The organism is Shewanella sp. HL-SH2, assembly GCF_051164935.1.
GTDB lineage: Bacteria > Pseudomonadota > Gammaproteobacteria > Enterobacterales > Shewanellaceae > Shewanella > Shewanella glacialimarina.
On the sequence record NZ_CP195035.1, the window covers coordinates 1,397,573 to 1,415,866 of the forward strand.

The window sequence follows — 18,294 nt, forward strand, 5'->3', positions numbered from 1 at the left end:
CGAATAGCTTAATTAATCAGATGCTTATAATGTTTATCTAGAGAAACGGAAACACCACTAGAAATTACAATGTGTGCATGTTTTCGCGTCAATTGTCTCGCATCGTTAACACCGCAGGAGTGAGCTATCATTGTTAAATCATAATGTAAGAAATGATTGTAGTTGGCTACACGAGTCGATTTATCTTTGGGGTCGAGTCCTCGCTGTAATCGCTTATCGTGGGTGGTGATACCTGTCGGACAAGTATCTTTATTGCATTGTAGTGATTGAATACAGCCCAACGCAAACATGTTACCTCTGGCTGATGCGATAAAATCTGCACCTGTAGCGAGTGCCCATGCAACATAAGATGGCATGACTAACTTTCCAGTCGCAATAATTTTTATCCGCTGACGTAGCCCTTTTTGAATAAGTAAGTCGACTAACCTTGGCAGACTTTCTCGCAGTGGTAAGCCAACATTGTCCATTAGAGCTTGAGGCGCGGCACCTGTTCCACCATCTGCGCTGTCTAAGGTGAAAAAGTCTGGTGCATGCTCAAACCCCCTTAGAGCAATTTCTTCACACATATCTTCAATCCAGGTGATATCGCCTATAACCGCTTTGATACCAGTTGGTTTTCCTGTTGCATTTCTCACTTGGGCAACCATGTCTAAAATATCTGCTACACAGGTAATTTCAATATGACCGTTAGGGCTGATAGAGTCCTCTCCAATGGGAATCCCCCTAATATTAGCTATTTCTTCGGTGACTTTTAGGCCTGGAAGTATACCGCCTTTACCTGGTTTAGCACCTTGGCTGAGTTTAATTTCAAACATTTTAACTTGTGGGTTAGCTGCTACTTGTTTCAATTTTTCGTTATCAAGGTGACCTTCTGCATTACGTACGCCATATTTTGCGGTGCCAATTTGAAATACTAAGTCACAATTACCTTTAAGATGATGTGGGCTTAATCCCCCTTCTCCAGTATTTAACCAGCAGCCTGCTTTTGCTGCACCGTGGGATAATGCGGTTATTGCAGGTCTTGATAATGCACCAAAGCTCATGGCTGAAATGTGGCAAATTTTGTCTGTGGTATAGGGCACATCACATTGCTCGCCAACCGTTACTGTGGCTGGTGCAACATGAATGTGATCACTGATAGGAAATGCTGAGTTGAGAAATAAAATACTGCCCTGCTTGTCTAAGGGCTGAGTTGAGCCAAAAGCAATGGTGCGCTCTACGTTTTTTGCTGCTCGATATACCCAGCTGCGTTCAGCGCGATTAAAAGGTAACTCTTCGCGGTCGTTAGCAAAAAAGTATTGTCTAAAAAACTCACCTTGTTTCTCAAATAAATAACGAAATCGACCAATAACGGGATAATTATGCCTAATAGCTTGTTTTGTTTGAAGCTTATCAGCGATGTACATATACATTACACCAATGATAACGGCCCAAAATAGCATTAGAAACAGGCCTGCAAACAGATCTATCCCCCATAAAATCCACGGTTGCAATTGCATGTATTATCCTTAAATTAAGCGAGTTAAATTTATCTCAACAGATTGATTAGTCAATATAGTTGAAGATTACCTACTACCGTTGAAACTTATACTGAGTATCAAGAACAAGATCAATCTAGCTGAAATAACGAGTTTATGACTAGTCAAAACAACTAAATGAATAGTTTAAAGCTTAACAATATTCATTCGATGTAGTAATCGAAACGTTAATCTATGCCGTTAAATAAAGTATCTGATGCTAATGTTGAGTGTAAGGGTGTTTTTTAAAAATATCACTTTAGGTTAATTTTTATTCGTCGATAAAGAGATATAGATTTCAAAAATGGAGCAGGCTTCATGGAAATTAAACCCAATAGAAATATGACCCAGTTTACATCATTGTCAAAAAATACAGAGAAAGATAAACAGGCTGTTGATAACGTCAGTAATCAGGGTGTGCAGTCAGAGGTTAAGCAAGCCAATATGTCTGTTAGTCAAATTACTAAGCGATTAATGAATGGACAAATTCTGGCGGCACAGGAGAAAGTGACGTTATCTTCCGGAGATCAATCACTGGCATTGTTATATCGCAGTGCCATTGATGCCATAGATGCTGAGCTTGATTTAGTCTTGGGTGAAAATAAACCCTCCAAATCAATCGAGGTTGAAGTTGATTACTCGCCTACAGCCACAGCAGATCGGATAGTACAATTTGCCACAGGTTTTTTTGGCTTATATCAGCAACAAAACCCCGAAGATGATTTCGAGACTCAGCTTAATAGCTTTATGGATAAGATATCTAAGGCGATAGATGACGGCTTTGGACAAGCCAAAGCCATATTGTCAGGTTTGAAAGTGCTTCAAGGCGATATTGTCGCTGGTGTGGATAGTACCTATGAGCATATTCAAAGTGGATTAGCTAAGTTTAAGTTAGACATGTTACCTTCTACTAAAGACGCAAAAGAATAAGGGTGTGTTATGTGGGTAACTGGTGAAGTAATTGAGCGAATTGATTGGAATGAAAAGCTTTTTTCCTTAAAGATTAAAGCGCCTGTTGAACCTTATATCGCAGGGCAGTTTATTAAGTTAAGCCAAATCCGAGATGAAAAACGTATTGCTAGGGCTTATTCAGTGGTTAACCCACCAGGCAGCGATTATGTCGAAATATTAGCTGTAGCTGTTGAAAATGGTCAATTGTCACCCGATCTGCAATCACTTAACCCCGGTGACACAATTGAAGTGACACCCAAGGCGACCGGATTCATGACCCTAGATGAAATTCCCCATGGCGCACTGCAAGGTAAGCATTTGTGGTTGATTTCTACTGGCACCGCTGTTGGCCCCTTTATTTCAATGTTGTTAACTGACGAGCCTTGGCAGCGATTTGAAAAAGTTGTTTTGGTCTATGGTGTCCGCTTAGCCTCGGACTTAGCGTATTTAGAATCTATTAAGCAGCTACAGGCAAAATATTCCCAACAATTTCACTTTATTCCTATTGTTACCCGTGAATCCTACGAAGATGCGTTAATGTGCCGCATTCCCGATGCGATTAATAATGGTCTGTTACAACAAAAAGCGTCATTAACGATTAATGCAGAAGACTCTCAAGTGATGATTTGTGGTAATCCTGGGATGATTTCTGATGCACAAACCGCACTATTAGAATTAGGGTTAACTAAAAACCTAAGAAGGGCTCCCGGGCAAATAACAGTAGAGAAGTACTGGTAATAAGCCACAGTGTTATATGCTTGCAGTACTGAGCGAGATCTAAGTCAACATCAATACAAATTTAATAAAATGCGCTTGCTCCTTTTGTGCTGATCATTTACCCTTGTCGCGATTGATAACTATTATCATTGTTAGTTGCTTTTGGCAGTTTAAGTCAACCAAGGAGAATGTGGAAATGAAAATGGTACAAGGCACTGCGATTTTAGGGTTAGCATGTTTAGCCAGTTCTGTAATGGCGGATGAGGCGTTAACTGTATATTCATATCGACAAGCCTTTTTGGTTGAACCTATCCTAGAGCAGTTTACTCAAAGTACTGGTATTCAGGTCAATGTTGTATTTGCTAAAGATGGTATTGCAGAACGGATTGAACGTGAAGGCCGTTTGTCTCCAGTTGATGTTGTATTAACCTCTGACTTTTCTCGTTTAATGGAATTAGTTGAAAAAGATCTTGTCTCTCCAGTTAATAATGATGTGATTAATAGCAATATTCCTGAGGTTTATCGTTCACCTAAGAATGATTGGTATGCACTAACTATGCGCGTACGTAATGTGTACTCTTCAAAAGAGCGCACAGGCAAGATTGATATCGATTATGAAGACCTAGCTAAACCGGAATACAAAGGTAAAATTTGTACTCGTAGTGGTAAGCACCCATACAATGTAGCTTTGGTTGCCTCTATGTTCGCACATCATGGCGAAGCAGAAACTAAAACCTGGCTTACAGGCGTTAAAGCTAACTTAGCGCGCAAACCCCAGGGTAATGATCGCGACCAAGTGTTAGCGGTTAAAGAGGGGATGTGTGATGTTGCTATTGGTAATAGTTATTACTATGGCAATATGATGATGGACGAGAATCAAAAAAGCTGGGCTGAAGCCGTTGAGATAAACTTCCCTAATCAGGCTAACAGAGGTGCACACATCAACGTATCTGGTATGGCGCTAGCTAAGTTTGCGCCAAGCAAAGATAATGCAATAAAATTAATGGAGTTTTTAACCTCTAATGTTGCTCAGCAAGCCTATGCAGAGGTTAACATGGAATATCCGGTTAAAGCTGATGTGAAGCCATCAAAACTTGTGGCATCATGGGGCGAATTTAAAGCAGATTCACTTCCTATTTATAAATTGGCTGAAAATCATCAAGCGGCAGTGAAGCTACTAGATGAAGTAAAATTCGACCTTTAATATCAATATTGATATTACGCCAGTTTTTGCATTGTCACTCAATACGGTGTCGAGGATTACACCGTATTGATTTAACTGGATAGTTGTTATGATTTTAGGTTTATCCAGAAGCTGGTCGCTTACTGGTTACTTAATAGCGGCGGTGATCACACTGCCGCTTATTGCATTAATAGTGCAAGCCACATTTCCCGATGAAGCTGTTTTTAAGCATCTGTTTGAGACTGTACTTCCAACCTATATTGCTAACAGCTTATTGCTAATGCTACTGGTGGGTATTGGCTCGTTAGTCATTGCCGTACCTGCAGCATGGTTTGTTGCCCGCTGTGATTTTCCAGGGCGTCGATATTTTCAATGGTTATTGCTATTACCTTTGGCTATGCCAGCCTATATAGTCGCCTATGTTTATACTGATATGCTGGACTATGCAGGTCCTGTACAACGTGTCTTAAGAGATTTGTTTCAGTGGAGTTCTCCACACGATTATTATTTTCCTGCTATTCGTAGTCTAGGTGGTGCAGCGATCATGTTATCGTTAGTGCTGTTCCCTTATATCTATTTATTGGCTCGTACTGCTTTTATGGAGCAGTCTTCTAGTTTATTACATGCATCGCGCATTATGGGGTCTAGCCCTTGGCGTAGCTTTTGGCGGGTAGCTTTACCTATGTCACGTCCAGCGTTGGCGGTAGGTGTGGCACTGGTTGCAATGGAAACCGCTGCCGACTACGCCACCGTAAGCTATTTTGCTGTGCCAACATTAACCACGGCGGTATATGACACTTGGCTGGGCTATGGCAGTTTAACTGCGGCAGCCAAATTGTCAGCGATTATGCTGTTAGTGATTTTTACTATGGTCGGTGTTGAGCGGTTTGCCCGGCGCAAGCAAGAATTATTTCAAAAGCAATCAGCACTTAGCGATAGTGATAGGTATCAACTAAAAGGAATTAAATCTTTTGCAGCTTGGGCGTACTGCAGTGGATTATTACTGTTTGCATTTTTATTACCCTTTATAATTTTGAGCGCTTATGCCATCGATTATTTTGACCAAAGTTGGGATGCTCGTTTTTGGCAATATAGCTGGAATAGTTTGTACATAGCGGTACTCGTTAGCTTAATATGTTTATTATTAGCTTTAATATTGATGTTCGTACGTCGAGTGAGTCCTAGGCAATCAGACTCTCTACCATCACGCTTAAGTAGCACTGGTTACGCCTTACCTGGCACAGTTTTAGCTATTGGTGTGCTAGTACCTTTGACCTATTTAGATTTTGCGGTTAATGATATTTATGACTGGTTTGGCGCTCGCGGCCCTGGTTTGTTTTTTACGGGTAGTGTTTTTGCGATTGTATTTGCATTCACGGTGCGTTTTTTAGCGATAGCAATTGGTAGCCTTGAGAGCAGTTATAAGCGCATATCACCATCGTTAGATATGGCCAGTATTACTATGGGCCAAAAGCCTATACAGCTACTAATGCGTGTTCATTTGCCATTATTGCGCAAGGGCTTATTGGCTGGTGCGCTACTGGTGTTCATTGAAAGTATGAAAGAGTTGCCCGCAGCGCTATTATTAAGGCCAATTGGCTTTGAAAATCTAGCGACCTATGTATTCCAATTTGTGTCTGATGAAAAGCTCGAGCATGGCGCTCTGGCAGCTATTGTAATTGTATTTGTTGGACTTATTCCGTTGATTTATCTTAACCGTTCATTGGAGCATACTCGCTAATATGTCGACTCTCACCATCGAAAATGTCTTCAGTGATTACCAAGGACAAGTGATTTTAAACGGGCTTAATCTTACCCTGCAACAAGGTGAAATAGTCGCCTTGCTGGGTCCCAGTGGCTGTGGGAAAACCACCTTACTTCGCGCTATTGCAGGTTTGCAGCCGATTAGTCAGGGCACAATTCAAATCAATGGCAATACCCTTACCGGTGATGGAATATTTATACCTAGTGAGCTGCGTGGGGTAGGGATGATTTTTCAAGATTATGCCTTGTTTCCTCACCTCAATGTGGCCGATAACATTCTTTTCGGCGTCAAAGGTTTGAATAAAATTGAGCGTCAAGCGCGTTTAGATGAAATGCTAGAGCTAGTTAAGCTAAACGGCTTAGGCCAACGTTACCCCCATGAGTTGTCTGGCGGGCAGCAACAACGTGTATCTATTGCACGCGCACTGGCCTATGAACCCCAGTTACTCTTGCTTGATGAACCTTTTTCTAACATTGATGCTCAAGTGCGTAATGAAATGATGCTTGAAATAAGAAGCATTTTGAAACTGCGTAATGTCAGCGCTGTATTTGTCACCCATAGCAAAGATGAAGCATTTGTATTTGCTGATAAATTAGCCCTATTTAAGCAGGGTGCTATTATTCAACACGGCTTGGCTGAAGATCTTTATGCGTACCCTACTGACCGTTACGTTGCTGAGTTTTTAGGTTCTGGTAATTATTTACCAATACGAGTGACAAATAGTCAGCAAGTATCATCACCCATTGGTTTACTGCAAAGTAGTGCAGCTATAAATTATCCTGTAGATTATCAAGGGCACTTATTACTTAGACCGCAACAAGTTGAACTGGTTGCTGATGATAATGGCGTCGCCACTATCATAGATAGAAGGTTTTTAGGAACGGTTTGTCATTATTGGGTCAAAGTTGAAGAGCATTGTTTGGAAGTAAAAAGCCAAATATTACAGTTATCGCCAGGGCAAAAAGTTAATTTATTTGCACCAACGCACCCCTTGGTTATTTTTTGATTTGTGTTATTGAAAAATTATTTTATGATGATTATAAGAGTTTCAATTGATTGAACACTGAATTAAATCGTTCAGTTTAAGTCTTCCTTTCCGATAACAATCTAGGTGGTTTGTTTCAATATGGATAATCAGGTTATGCCGCGCGAGCAATTAGGGATATGTGCTGAAGGTAATTTACATAGTATTTATTTGATGTTTAATGCCAATGACGGCGTTGAAGATAAACTGCGTCCTTCGATTGCTAATGTAGCGCAATATATCTATGAGCTAACAGATCAATATGCTGATAGTGCCTTTAATGGCTTTGTTGGTATTGGGGCTAATTTTTGGGATACATATTATCCGCAGGCCCGCCCCGCACTGTTAAAACCTTTCCCAGCAATGAATGAGGGGAATCGTGATGCACCGGCTATCGAATATGATTTATTTGTTCATATTCGCTGTGATCGTTTCGATATTTTGCACCTGGTAGCCAATGAAATTAACCAAATGTTTGAAGATTTGGTTGAGCTGGTTGATGAGGAGCGCGGTTTCCGTTTTATGGATAGCCGAGATTTAACTGGCTTTGTTGATGGTACTGAAAATCCTAAAGGTCGTCATCGTCAACAGGTTGCTTTGGTGGCAGAGGAAGATCCTGAATTTAAGTCAGGTAGCTATATCCATGTACAGAAATTTGCTCACAATTTAAGTAAGTGGCAACGTTTGCCTGTTAAGAAGCAAGAAGATATTTTCGGCCGGACTAAACAAGATGATATTGAATATGAATCTGCCGATAAGCCGTTAACCAGCCATACCAAACGGGTTAATTTAAAAGATGCTGATGGCAATACTATGGAAATTTTACGTCAAAGTATGCCATACGGCTCAGTTAAAGAGCAGGGACTTATGTTTATCTCTAGCTGCAAGACACCTGATAACTTTGAGCAAATGCTACGTAGCATGATTTATGGTGATGGGCATGGTAACCATGACCATTTAATGCTGTTTACTAAAGCATTAACCGGGTCATCTTTTTTTGCACCTTCACTGGATTTTCTCACCCAGTGGGAAGAAGAGTAATGTCTACGGTAGATGAGTAGCAGCTGTCATTAATAATGATTATTAGCCGTCGCTGTTAACAAAAATACCCAATAAAAAAGCAATGCCAAAGCATTGCTTTTTTATTAGGTATTTAGTGGCAAGCATTGATATTTCGGGATTCAATGATAGCCAATAGCTGCTTTTTAGTATAACTAAGCAGTTACTCAGTGAAGTTAAACAGAGACTTAACCGTTTCAAGCGTATCATCAATTGTTTTGATGCTTGAAGGGCTAATAAAGATAGTATCGTCACCGGCAATAGTGCCTAGAATACCCTCAGGTTTGCCTATTGAGTCTAATAACCGGGCAATTAACTGGGCGGCACCAGGGCTGGTACGTACCACTATCATTGCTTGGTTATGGTCAACATCAAGTACCAAATTCTTCAGCGGGCTGCCTGCAGTTGGCACGCCTAATTCAGCAGGTAAGCAATAAACCATTTCTTGTTTGGCATTACGGGTTCTTACTGCGCCAAATTTGCTCAGCATTCGCGATACTTTAGATTGGTTAATATTGCCAAATCCTTCAGCCTGAAGCGCATTAACGATTTCACTTTGGCTGCCAAAGCGTTCTTCTTTTAAGATTGCTTTAAATGTTCTGACCAGATCATCCTGATTTTTATTGGTTGGCATATTGTATTTTCTTCTTATAGTTGTTATTCAAAAAAACGCTACATTTTGAATAGAAATGAATCTTGAGTCAAGAAAAATCCATTTTTTGTGAATATAAATTCAATTTAAAGCACTGTGTGAAGTGTAGTAAATAGTTTACTTAGTCACAAGTTGGGAAGGTTAAGCTATTTGTTTAATTTGCTTAGCACCATAATGGTTTGGCCGCTTTTATTGACTAAACGTAACTTATTTTGATTAAGCTTGGCGCTATAAACTAAAGGCAGTGCTTGCATCACTCTTTGTTCTTGTACCATAAGTGCTTCGATACAAGCTTTGCGAGTTGAGCCCGCGGGTGAAAGCGTCAGCAAATCATTTTTAAGTGAATATTGACCCATAAACGGATTACAACTAGTGTTGCCTGTTAACTGACCGTTGTCAGAAAAAACTAATTTTGCAGGACTGTAATCAATAGTTGGTTCTGACAGCACGGATTCAATATGCCACTGGCCAACAAGTGTTGTGGTGTTATCAATATCTGAATAACTTTGGCATGCGCTTAATGAAAAAATAACTGCTGCGGCGCCTAAAAAATGCTTTATCATGTTTACTGTATTTGCCTAAATTGCTTCAATTGAAGCTATTCTACTTGATACTGTGTCAAAGTGATAACACGTCATCGGCCTATTAGTGAGAAATCGATATGATTAAATGGTTAAAAGGGCTTCATTACTTAGGGTCATTACTGTTATTTGCTGGCAGCTATTTACTGATTTTTACCGAATCTAGCCAGCGTGCTCAGGGAATGTTGATGGTGGCGAGCATTATTGGCCTAGGTTTAACAATGATGACGCCCTATCCTGTAGCATTAGTCATCGAATGGGCTAAAAAACAAGATACTGCTTTAGCTAAGCCTCCGTCAGTTGAAAGTGATAAAGCTGAAGCACCTAAATCTGAAAATTCCCCATCCGACAAGCCGCAGGAAAAAGAGTGATTCTATATCGCAAAGCCAATCTCGCGGATGTCTCGCAGTTAGTCGAGCTAGAACGCACCCATGTTAATGCTGAGCTAGGCCAGTTTGATCCCAGTCTTCAAGGGCAGGCTTTAACGGCTGCGCAAGTGACTTTATTAATCAATCAACATTGGATCATGCTGGCGCTAGATAACCAGCAGATTGTCGGTTACGTTATTGCTGCTAAATGGGACTTCTTTGCTAAACAAGCACTGTACCAAAAAATAATTCAAAAGCTGCCGCAATTAGACATTGAACGTGATGGTGTTAAATTAGCGCTTACTCAAACCAATAGTTGTCAATATGGACCAATATGGATAGCTGAACAGTATCGTGGCCAAGGCATTTTTGCTCACTTAGTTAATCATATTGCCGAGGCGGTGAGCAGCAAGGTTAGATATTTAGTTGCCTATATTGCTGAAGATAATAGCCGTTCCTTCAGTGCCCATACTCAATATGCCGATATGCAAGTTGTCGATTTCTTTAGTTTTCAACAGCGTGATTTTTACTTGTTAGTTCGAGTGATTTATTGAGATAAAAATGCTGAATATACCGCCTAAATTTGATGAGTTGTTTGCGCCTTATCTTGGATTGCGTTTGAGTGCATTCGATAACGCCAAATTAGTTGTCGCTGTGCTAGCGCAACATCAATATAAATATCATGCCGCTGAGATAATATTAATCACCAATAACACGGTTCACTCGACACCGCGTTATGCCATTAAGTGGTTAGGGTTAAGTGATAATCAAGAAAGTGATGGCTGTGATAATGAATGTCATGAGATGGATTATTGCTGGATAGATTGTGGCAAGATAAATCAATATGAAGTAGGATTTAGCCTAATTGATCCCATAGATGTACAAGGCAGCAATATTCAAGTCGTGAACACAATCACTGTACCGATTATGACCATGCAGCAAATCGGTTTTATGTGCGTCGAAAGCGCTCATTTTGATCACTGCTGATTGCCGATTACATTAGCGCTCCATTTTTGCGACGTTTAGATTTAACGGTTCTTGGAATGCAGACAATAAAAAACCGCCTTAACGGCGGTTTTTTAATTTAGGCTAACAGTATTGATTATAAACCTGCATCAGCACGTAAAATTTCAGCTTTATCAGTTGCTTCCCACGGGAACTCACTGCGGCCAAAGTGGCCATAAGCCGCAGTCTTTTGGTAGATAGGGCGAGCCAAATCTAACATTGCAGTTAAGCCATATGGACGTAACTCGAAATGTTGACGCACTAACTTGATCAGTAGCTCTTCTGATACTTTACCTGTGCCAAATGTTTCAATGCTAATTGAAGTCGGCTCTGCAACACCAATTGCATAAGACACTTGTAACTCACAGCGATCAGCTAACCCAGCAGCGACGATGTTTTTAGCCACATAACGCGCAGCATAAGCCGCACTACGGTCAACTTTTGATGGATCTTTACCCGAAAAAGCGCCGCCACCATGACGAGCCATGCCGCCATAGGTATCTACGATGATTTTACGACCGGTTAAACCACAATCGCCAACAGGACCACCAATAACAAAACGACCAGTAGGGTTAATAAAGTATTTAGTATCTTTAGTTAACCAGTGTGAAGGCAATACTGGTTTGATGATGGTTTCCATCACAGCTTCAATTAAATCAGCCTGTTTAACTTCTTCTTTATGTTGGGTTGATAACACAACCGCATCAATACCGACAATTTTGCCATCGTTATAAGCAAAGGTAATTTGGCTTTTTGCATCAGGACGTAACCAAGGTAAGGTGCCGTCTTTACGTACTTCTGATTGGCGTTTAACTAATTTGTGCGCATAAGTAATAGGTGCAGGCATTAACACATCAGTTTCGTTACTCGCATAACCAAACATTAATCCTTGGTCGCCAGCACCTTGCTCAGCAGGATCGCTTCGGTCAACACCTTGGTTAATATCAGGAGATTGCTTACCAATTGCATTCAAAACTGCACAGGAATCAGCGTCAAAACCCATATCAGAATGAGTATAACCAATGTCACGCACGGTTTTACGAGCAATTTCTTCGATATCAACCCAAGCAGAAGTGGTCACTTCGCCACCCACTAATACCATGCCTGTTTTGACATAGGTTTCACACGCAACACGAGCTTTTGGGTCTTGCTCAAGTATTGCGTCTAATACCGCATCAGAAATCTGATCGGCGATTTTATCTGGATGACCTTCTGAAACTGATTCAGAAGTGAACAAGTGCTTTGCCATAGTCGGAAATCTCATCGTTTGCTGATAAAAAATATAAATTTATATACGTCTAGACGTCTATTCTAGTCGAAATTGATTTTGATAACACCCCACTATACGAATTAAAGCGTAGAATTGTGCAATGTTTCATGAAAATGTTAAACAGCAAGATAAGCTGTTTGCTATTCTGTGTAATTAACGTGATGAAATTTAAGGTTTAAGTGACATTTTAATCGTGAGGTTTTAACGTAACTGTATACATAATTAGACAATATAAACCCAATAAATAAATTACCTGAACCAATAATGTCCGCTTTGATGGAAGCTTAATGCCACTATTTAAGCTGCTATATTAAGCCAGTTTATGGCAATTATTGCGCTTTATTAGCCAATCTGAAGTTTGAATTGATACACACGAAAAATATTAATTTGCGTCGCGCCGCCTAGTAGGGGAAAATATGTCTCCACAATTGCCCGCTAGACCTCATTAAACAAGCAGGAGAGAGCATGTCATCTCGTAAAGAACTCGCAAACGCAATTCGTGCGTTAAGTATGGATGCCGTTCAAAAAGCCAATTCTGGACACCCAGGCGCACCAATGGGTATGGCAGATATTGCTGAAGTATTATGGAATGATTTCCTAAAGCATAATCCAACCAACCCTAACTGGGCTGACCGTGACCGCTTTATTTTATCTAATGGCCATGGCTCAATGCTTATTTACTCTCTATTACATCTTTCGGGTTATGAGCTTCCAATTGAAGAGCTTAAAAATTTCCGTCAGTTGCACTCTAAAACGCCTGGTCACCCTGAATATGGTTATACCCCTGGTGTTGAAACCACCACGGGTCCATTAGGTGCAGGTATCAGTAATGCCGTTGGTATGGCGATTGCTGAAAAAACCTTAGCAGCACAGTTTAACCGTGATGGCCACGATATCGTTGATCACTTCACTTACTGTTTCTTAGGCGACGGTTGTTTAATGGAAGGCATTTCACATGAAGCCTGTTCATTAGCTGGCACATTAGGTTTAGGTAAACTAATTACATTCTGGGATGACAACGGTATTTCTATCGATGGTCACGTTGAAGGTTGGTTTACTGACGATACGCCTAAGCGTTTTGAAGCATACGGTTGGCATGTTATTGCTGATGTTGACGGTCATAATCCTGATGCAATCCGCGCCGCAATTGAACAAGCTAAGTCTGTAACTGATAAGCCTACAATGATCTGTTGTAAAACAATTATTGGTTTTGGTTCACCAAATAAATCGGGTAGCCATGATTGTCACGGCGCACCATTAGGTGATGCAGAAATTGCAGCGGCTCGCGAATTCTTAAACTGGCCACATGCTCCTTTTGACATTCCATCAGATGTTTATGCTGGTTGGGATGCTAAGCATAAAGGTGTGGCTAATGAGTCATTATGGAATGACAAATTTGCTGAATACAAAGTGGCTCACCCAGCGTTAGCGGCTGAGTTTGAACGTCGTGTCTTAAACGGTGATTTACCGGCAGACTTTGAAGCAAAAGCACAAGCATTCATTCAAGAATGCCAAGATAAAGCTGAAGGCATTGCTAGCCGTAAAGCATCACAAAATTCAATTGGTTTCTTTGGTGCTATGTTACCTGAATTATTAGGTGGCAGTGCTGACTTAGCTGGCTCAAACCTTACGCTATGGTCAGGTTCAAAAGGCATTCAAGACGATGCAGCTGGTAACTATATCTATTACGGTGTGCGTGAGTTTGGTATGAGCGGCATTATGAATGGCGCCTCATTACACGGTGGCTTCATCAATTACGGCGCAACTTTCATGATGTTTATGGAATACGCACGTAATGCGGTACGTATGTCTGCGTTAATGGGTATTCAGAACATTTTCGTTTATACCCATGACTCAATTGGCCAAGGTGAAGATGGTCCAACTCACCAACCTGTTGAGCAATTAGCTAACTTACGTATGACACCTAACATGACAGTATGGCGTCCATGTGATGCTGCTGAAACAGCAGTATCTTGGAAGTCTGCAATTGAAACTCGCAAATCGCCAACGTCTTTAATCTTTAGCCGTCAAGGTCTTAAGGCTCAAGCGCGTAGCGCTGAGCAATTAGCCAATGTCGCTAAAGGTGGTTATGTGCTGCTTGATTGTGAAGGCGCTGCGGACGTTATCTTAATTGCTACCGGTTCAGAAGTGCAGTTAGCGGTTGATTCTGCTGCAGCATTAACTGTCGATGGCATCAAAGTACGCGTAGTGTCTATGCCGTCGACCAATGTGTTTGACAAGCAAGATGCAGCTTACAAAGAGTCTGTATTACCTCGATCTGTGACTAAACGCGTAGCAATTGAAGCGGCTCATGTTGATTTCTGGCATAAGTATGTTGGCTTTGATGGCGATGTTGTCGGCATGACAACCTTCGGCGAGTCAGCACCGGGTGGCGACTTATTGAAGCACTTTGGCTTCACCGTTGATAATGTGGTTAGCAAAGTCAAAGCACTGGCTTAAAAACATGATCCACGATTGACTCAAATTAGCGCTTATATGTTAAGTGCTTAATTGTGTATAATATGGCGGCCGACACTTTATGTGTTGGCCGTTTTTTATTTTTCTGCCTTAATAATCTCTCTCTTTATGCTGGGAATGGAATGATTCGAGTTGCAATAAATGGTTATGGTCGTATTGGTCGCTCCATTCTGAGGGCGTTATATGAATCAGGGAAGCGTGACCAAATTCAAATAGTTGCGATTAACGAACTCGCAAAACCCGACGCTATTCGTCATCTTACCCAATACGATACAACCCATGGTCGTTTTAAACATCAGGTCAGCTTAAAAGACAATCATCTTATTATTGGTGATGATGCCATTCTATTGCTTAATCAGTCTGACCCAAGTCAACTACCTTGGGCTGAACTGGATATCGATATTGTTTATGAAGCGACGGGTAGCTTAAATGATCGTCAAGAATGTGAAGTGCATATTCAAGCAGGTGCTAAACAAGTCCTTATTTCTCATCCTTCTTCTCCCGATGTTGATGGCACTATAGTCTATGGGGTGAATCATGATTTACTGCGCCCTGAGCATACAGTCGTGTCCAATGCATCCTGTACAACCAATTGTATTGTGCCGGTTATCGATGTGTTAGATAGGCATTTTACGGTTAAAAGTGGCGCAATTACCACGATCCATTCGGCGATGAATGACCAGCAAGTGATTGATGCATATCATGATGATTTACGTCGCACCCGCGCCGCCAGTCAATCAATTATTCCAGTGGATACCAAGTTAGCACGCGGTATTGAGCGTATATTGCCCCACATGAAAGATATGTTTGAGGCCATTTCAGTGCGCGTGCCAACAATCAATGTTACAGCGATTGATTTGTCCGTTACCCTTGAGAAAAAAGTCGATATAGCCCAAATTAATCAGGTGTTAGCCTTGGCCTCAAATGGCAGTTTTAATGGTATTTTGGGATATACAGAAGAGCCATTAGTGTCATGTGATTTTAACCATGACCCGCGGTCGAGTATTGTTGATGGCACCCAAACCCGTGTCAGCGCCGGGCATTTGGTAAAATTACTCTTATGGTGTGACAACGAGTGGGGTTTTGCTAATCGCATGCTCGACACAAGCTTGGCGATGATCCAAGCTAGGCAGTCAAAAAAATAATCCTGATGATTTATGTTAAAAATAACTAAATAACTAAATAACTAAATCAAAGTACTTAAATGATTTTTTAACCGTGGATCATGCATCGGCGGTGAACAACAGTTTTGTTTTTTAATTTTTACATTTATAAGGAAAGGCTAATTATGGCTATTATCAATATGGTTGATTTAGATCTGCAAAATAAGCGCGTGCTTATTCGTGAAGATTTAAACGTACCCGTTAAAGACGGTGTTGTAACAAGTGACGCACGCTTGCGTGCTGCATTACCAACAATCAAACTGGCACTTGAAAAAGGCGCTGCTGTGATGGTGATGTCTCACCTTGGTCGTCCAACTGAAGGCGAATTCAATGCTGAGTTTTCGATGCAACCTGTTGTCGATTATTTAGTTAACGCACTGGATTGCCCAGTTCGTTTAGCTGATGACTACCTTAACGGTGTTGACGCTAAAGCGGGTGAAGTGGTTGTGTTTGAAAACGTGCGTTTTAACGTTGGCGAAGGCAAAAACGATCAAGCACTCGCGAAGCAAATGGCAGCATTATGTGATGTGTACGTTATGGATGCTTTTGGCACCGCACATCGCGCCCAGGCATCAACCCATGGTGTTGGTCTGTTTGCTCCTATCGCTTGTGCTGGCCCATTATTGGCCCAAGAGTTAGATGCTTTAGCTAAAGCAATGGATAACCCAGCACGTCCGTTAGTGGCCATTGTAGGTGGCTCTAAAGTCTCTACTAAGTTAACTGTGCTAGAAAGCTTGTCCGGTATTGTTGATCAGCTCGTAGTGGGTGGCGGTATTGCCAATACCTTTATTGCTGCAGCGGGTCACAATGTAGGCAAATCATTATATGAGGCAGACTTACTTGATGAAGCTAAGCGTTTAGTCGCTAATGCCAAGAGTCGCGGTGCTGACATTCCTGTCCCTACAGATGTTGTTGTTGCCAGCCAATTCAGCCCAACGGCTGAAGCGACACTAAAGTCTGTGAGCGATGTGAGTGACACCGACATGATTTTTGATATCGGCCCAGATAGTGCAGAAGCTTTGGCAAAGATTATTGAACAAGCTGGCACGATTGTGTGGAATGGTCCTGTTGGCGTATTTGAGTTTGACCAATTTGGTAAAGGCACTGAGCGTATCGCCCAGGCCATTGCAAATTCAAAAGCCTTCTCTATTGCTGGCGGTGGTGACACCTTAGCGGCAGTGGATAAATACAATATTGCAGATAAAGTTTCATACATTTCGACCGGCGGCGGTGCTTTTTTAGAGTTTTTAGAAGGCAAAAAGCTTCCTGCTGTAGAAATGCTTGAACAACGCGGCGCAGAATAAGCGTTAAGCGATAAAAATAATAATTATTATAAAAAACCGTTCCTTAAGTTAACAGACCTAACAATTGTTAGCTTAAGGAATATAAAAATCCATCCAAAAAATAGCGACCTAGGTGAGTAATCACCCTATAATTGGAGAACAAAAATGGCTCTTATCTCTCTACGACAAATGCTAGACCATGCGGCTGAACATGGTTATGGCGTACCTGCTTTTAACGTAAACAACCTTGAGCAAATGCGTGCAATTATGCAAGCGGCTGAAGCAACAGACAGCCCTGTTATTGTGCAAGCCTCTGCGGGTGCGCGTAAATATGCTCGTCCACAGTTTTTAAAGTATCTAATGGCTGCAGCGCTTGAGCAATATCCAGATATTCCAGTGTGTATTCACCAAGATCACGGTACCGATCCTGATATTTGTCAGCGTTCTATTCAATTAGGTATGTCGTCAGTTATGATGGACGGCTCGTTAATGGCCGATGGTAAAACACCAGCTTCATATGAATATAACGTGGATGTGACTCGTCGCACTGTTGCTTTCGCACACGCATGTGGTGTGTCTGTTGAAGGCGAAATTGGTTGTTTAGGCAGTTTAGAAACAGGCGAAGCTGGCGAAGAAGATGGTATCGGCGCTGCAGGTATTCTGACTATGGACCAAATGCTAACAACCCCAGAGGAAGCGGCACGTTTTGTGGCTGATACCCATGTAGATGCGCTAGCTATCGCTATTGGTACTAGCCATGGTGCTTACAAGTTTAGTCGTAAGCCTACAGGTGATGTTTTACGAATAGATCGCATTAAAGAAATCCATGCCCGTATTCCTAATACTCACCTAGTAATGCATGGTTCATCTTCAGTACCACAAGAGTGGTTAAAGATTATCAATCAGTATGGCGGTCAGATCCCTGAAACTTACGGTGTGCCTTTAGAGGAAATCGTTGAAGGGATTAAGCATGGCGTACGTAAAGTGAATATTGATACCGATTTGCGTTTAGCATCTACTGGTGCAGTTCGTAAATTCTTAGCTGAAAATCCAGCAGAATTTGATCCACGTAAATTCTTAAAAGCATCAATGGAAGCTATGGCAGACATTTGTACTACGCGCTATGAAGCGTTTGGTTGTGCTGGTATGGCATCTAAAATTAAGCCTAAGTCGTTACAGGCTATGTATAAAGCTTATCAATCTGGCGAGTTAGACCCAAAAATAGTCTAATTTATAGCCGCGTTAAAGCCCGTCAGACTTAGGTTTCGGCGGGCTTTT

The 18,294-nt window shown here is 41.4% G+C and carries 17 protein-coding genes; 13 read left to right on the plus strand and 4 right to left on the minus strand.

What is annotated here, in order from left to right; genetic code table 11:
• Positions 1-8: 8 nt before the first annotated feature.
• Positions 9-1,499 (minus strand): FMN-binding glutamate synthase family protein, encoded by a 1,491-nt coding sequence (locus ACRWP9_RS06110; protein ID WP_434928379.1) that lies wholly within the window; start codon positions 1,497-1,499, stop codon positions 9-11.
• Between the two features lie 336 nt (positions 1,500-1,835).
• On the opposite strand from ACRWP9_RS06110, the gene ACRWP9_RS06115 reads away from it, so the two are divergent.
• The 6 genes from ACRWP9_RS06115 to ACRWP9_RS06140 all read left to right on the plus strand — a co-directional run bounded on the left by ACRWP9_RS06115 (position 1,836) and on the right by ACRWP9_RS06140 (position 8,198).
• Positions 1,836-2,447 (plus strand): DUF5610 domain-containing protein, encoded by a 612-nt coding sequence (locus ACRWP9_RS06115; RefSeq protein ID WP_434928380.1) that lies wholly within the window; start codon positions 1,836-1,838, stop codon positions 2,445-2,447.
• Between the two features lie 9 nt (positions 2,448-2,456).
• Positions 2,457-3,206, plus strand: coding sequence for a ferredoxin--NADP reductase (locus tag ACRWP9_RS06120; protein WP_226410948.1), 750 nt, complete (start codon positions 2,457-2,459; stop codon positions 3,204-3,206).
• 175 nt (positions 3,207-3,381) lie between these two features.
• Positions 3,382-4,389: a Fe(3+) ABC transporter substrate-binding protein gene (locus ACRWP9_RS06125; RefSeq protein ID WP_434928381.1), complete on the plus strand. Its 1,008-nt coding sequence runs from the start codon at positions 3,382-3,384 to the stop codon at positions 4,387-4,389.
• Between the two features lie 88 nt (positions 4,390-4,477).
• The gene (locus tag ACRWP9_RS06130; protein WP_434928382.1) at positions 4,478-6,109 is read left to right on the plus strand and encodes an ABC transporter permease; all 1,632 of its coding nucleotides are present in this window, start codon (positions 4,478-4,480) and stop codon (positions 6,107-6,109) included.
• 1 nt (position 6,110) lies between these two features.
• Positions 6,111-7,139, plus strand: coding sequence for an ABC transporter ATP-binding protein (locus tag ACRWP9_RS06135; protein ID WP_434928383.1), 1,029 nt, complete (start codon positions 6,111-6,113; stop codon positions 7,137-7,139).
• Positions 7,140-7,259: 120 nt separating this feature from the next.
• Positions 7,260-8,198, plus strand: coding sequence for a Dyp-type peroxidase (locus ACRWP9_RS06140; RefSeq protein WP_434928384.1), 939 nt, complete (start codon positions 7,260-7,262; stop codon positions 8,196-8,198).
• A 181-nt stretch (positions 8,199-8,379) separates the two neighbouring features.
• Here the strand turns inward: ACRWP9_RS06140 and argR are convergent, their stop codons facing one another.
• Positions 8,380-8,850: a transcriptional regulator ArgR gene (argR, locus tag ACRWP9_RS06145; protein ID WP_226410943.1), complete on the minus strand. Its 471-nt coding sequence runs from the start codon at positions 8,848-8,850 to the stop codon at positions 8,380-8,382.
• A gap of 164 nt (positions 8,851-9,014) precedes the next feature.
• The gene (locus ACRWP9_RS06150) at positions 9,015-9,431 is read right to left on the minus strand and encodes an META domain-containing protein (protein ID WP_434928385.1); all 417 of its coding nucleotides are present in this window, start codon (positions 9,429-9,431) and stop codon (positions 9,015-9,017) included.
• 98 nt (positions 9,432-9,529) lie between these two features.
• Here ACRWP9_RS06150 and ACRWP9_RS06155 point away from each other — a divergent pair, with 98 nt between their 5' ends.
• From ACRWP9_RS06155 to ACRWP9_RS06165, 3 genes are read left to right on the plus strand one after another with little or no spacing between them, the layout of a single operon-like run.
• Positions 9,530-9,820, plus strand: a complete 291-nt coding sequence (locus tag ACRWP9_RS06155; RefSeq protein ID WP_434928386.1) for a hypothetical protein — start codon at positions 9,530-9,532, stop codon at positions 9,818-9,820.
• The gene (locus ACRWP9_RS06160) at positions 9,817-10,371 is read left to right on the plus strand and encodes a GNAT family N-acetyltransferase (RefSeq protein WP_434928387.1); all 555 of its coding nucleotides are present in this window, start codon (positions 9,817-9,819) and stop codon (positions 10,369-10,371) included. The genes ACRWP9_RS06155 and ACRWP9_RS06160 overlap by 4 nt, the downstream gene beginning before the upstream one ends.
• Before the next feature lie 7 nt (positions 10,372-10,378).
• Positions 10,379-10,804 carry a hypothetical protein gene (locus tag ACRWP9_RS06165; RefSeq protein ID WP_434928388.1) on the plus strand — a complete coding sequence of 142 codons (426 nt, stop codon included), beginning with the start codon at positions 10,379-10,381 and terminating at the stop codon, positions 10,802-10,804.
• Between the two features lie 115 nt (positions 10,805-10,919).
• Here the strand turns inward: ACRWP9_RS06165 and metK are convergent, their stop codons facing one another.
• Complete coding sequence (gene metK / locus ACRWP9_RS06170) at positions 10,920-12,071, minus strand: methionine adenosyltransferase (protein ID WP_434928389.1); 1,152 nt, start codon at positions 12,069-12,071, stop codon at positions 10,920-10,922.
• 486 nt (positions 12,072-12,557) lie between these two features.
• On the opposite strand from metK, the gene tkt reads away from it, so the two are divergent.
• The 4 genes from tkt to fba all read left to right on the plus strand — a co-directional run bounded on the left by tkt (position 12,558) and on the right by fba (position 18,246).
• Positions 12,558-14,552 carry a transketolase gene (gene tkt, locus ACRWP9_RS06175; RefSeq protein ID WP_434928390.1) on the plus strand — a complete coding sequence of 665 codons (1,995 nt, stop codon included), beginning with the start codon at positions 12,558-12,560 and terminating at the stop codon, positions 14,550-14,552.
• 140 nt (positions 14,553-14,692) lie between these two features.
• Entirely contained in the window at positions 14,693-15,715 is a 1,023-nt protein-coding gene (epd, locus tag ACRWP9_RS06180; protein ID WP_434928391.1) for an erythrose-4-phosphate dehydrogenase, read from the plus strand.
• 143 nt (positions 15,716-15,858) lie between these two features.
• Positions 15,859-17,037 (plus strand): phosphoglycerate kinase, encoded by a 1,179-nt coding sequence (locus tag ACRWP9_RS06185; protein ID WP_434928392.1) that lies wholly within the window; start codon positions 15,859-15,861, stop codon positions 17,035-17,037.
• 144 nt (positions 17,038-17,181) lie between these two features.
• Complete coding sequence (gene fba, locus ACRWP9_RS06190) at positions 17,182-18,246, plus strand: class II fructose-bisphosphate aldolase (protein ID WP_226410935.1); 1,065 nt, start codon at positions 17,182-17,184, stop codon at positions 18,244-18,246.
• Positions 18,247-18,294: the final 48 nt, after the last annotated feature.

Excerpts from the sequence above, each read along its gene's own strand:
- ACRWP9_RS06115 (WP_434928380.1), top strand. The coding sequence starts at position 1,836 with ATGGAAATTAAACCCAATAGAAATATGACCCAGTTTACATCATTGTCA.
- ACRWP9_RS06155 (WP_434928386.1), top strand. The coding sequence starts at position 9,530 with ATGATTAAATGGTTAAAAGGGCTTCATTACTTAGGGTCATTACTGTTA.
- metK (WP_434928389.1), bottom strand. The coding sequence starts at position 12,071 with ATGGCAAAGCACTTGTTCACTTCTGAATCAGTTTCAGAAGGTCATCCA.
- ACRWP9_RS06185 (WP_434928392.1), top strand. The coding sequence starts at position 15,859 with ATGGCTATTATCAATATGGTTGATTTAGATCTGCAAAATAAGCGCGTG.
- ACRWP9_RS06165 (WP_434928388.1), top strand. The coding sequence starts at position 10,379 with ATGCTGAATATACCGCCTAAATTTGATGAGTTGTTTGCGCCTTATCTT.
- tkt (WP_434928390.1), top strand. The coding sequence starts at position 12,558 with ATGTCATCTCGTAAAGAACTCGCAAACGCAATTCGTGCGTTAAGTATG.
- ACRWP9_RS06130 (WP_434928382.1), top strand. The coding sequence starts at position 4,478 with ATGATTTTAGGTTTATCCAGAAGCTGGTCGCTTACTGGTTACTTAATA.
- ACRWP9_RS06125 (WP_434928381.1), top strand. The coding sequence starts at position 3,382 with ATGAAAATGGTACAAGGCACTGCGATTTTAGGGTTAGCATGTTTAGCC.
- ACRWP9_RS06150 (WP_434928385.1), bottom strand. The coding sequence starts at position 9,431 with ATGATAAAGCATTTTTTAGGCGCCGCAGCAGTTATTTTTTCATTAAGC.
- ACRWP9_RS06110 (WP_434928379.1), bottom strand. The coding sequence starts at position 1,499 with ATGCAATTGCAACCGTGGATTTTATGGGGGATAGATCTGTTTGCAGGC.
- ACRWP9_RS06140 (WP_434928384.1), top strand. The coding sequence starts at position 7,260 with ATGGATAATCAGGTTATGCCGCGCGAGCAATTAGGGATATGTGCTGAA.
- epd (WP_434928391.1), top strand. The coding sequence starts at position 14,693 with ATGATTCGAGTTGCAATAAATGGTTATGGTCGTATTGGTCGCTCCATT.
- argR (WP_226410943.1), bottom strand. The coding sequence starts at position 8,850 with ATGCCAACCAATAAAAATCAGGATGATCTGGTCAGAACATTTAAAGCA.
- ACRWP9_RS06135 (WP_434928383.1), top strand. The coding sequence starts at position 6,111 with ATGTCGACTCTCACCATCGAAAATGTCTTCAGTGATTACCAAGGACAA.
- ACRWP9_RS06120 (WP_226410948.1), top strand. The coding sequence starts at position 2,457 with ATGTGGGTAACTGGTGAAGTAATTGAGCGAATTGATTGGAATGAAAAG.
- fba (WP_226410935.1), top strand. The coding sequence starts at position 17,182 with ATGGCTCTTATCTCTCTACGACAAATGCTAGACCATGCGGCTGAACAT.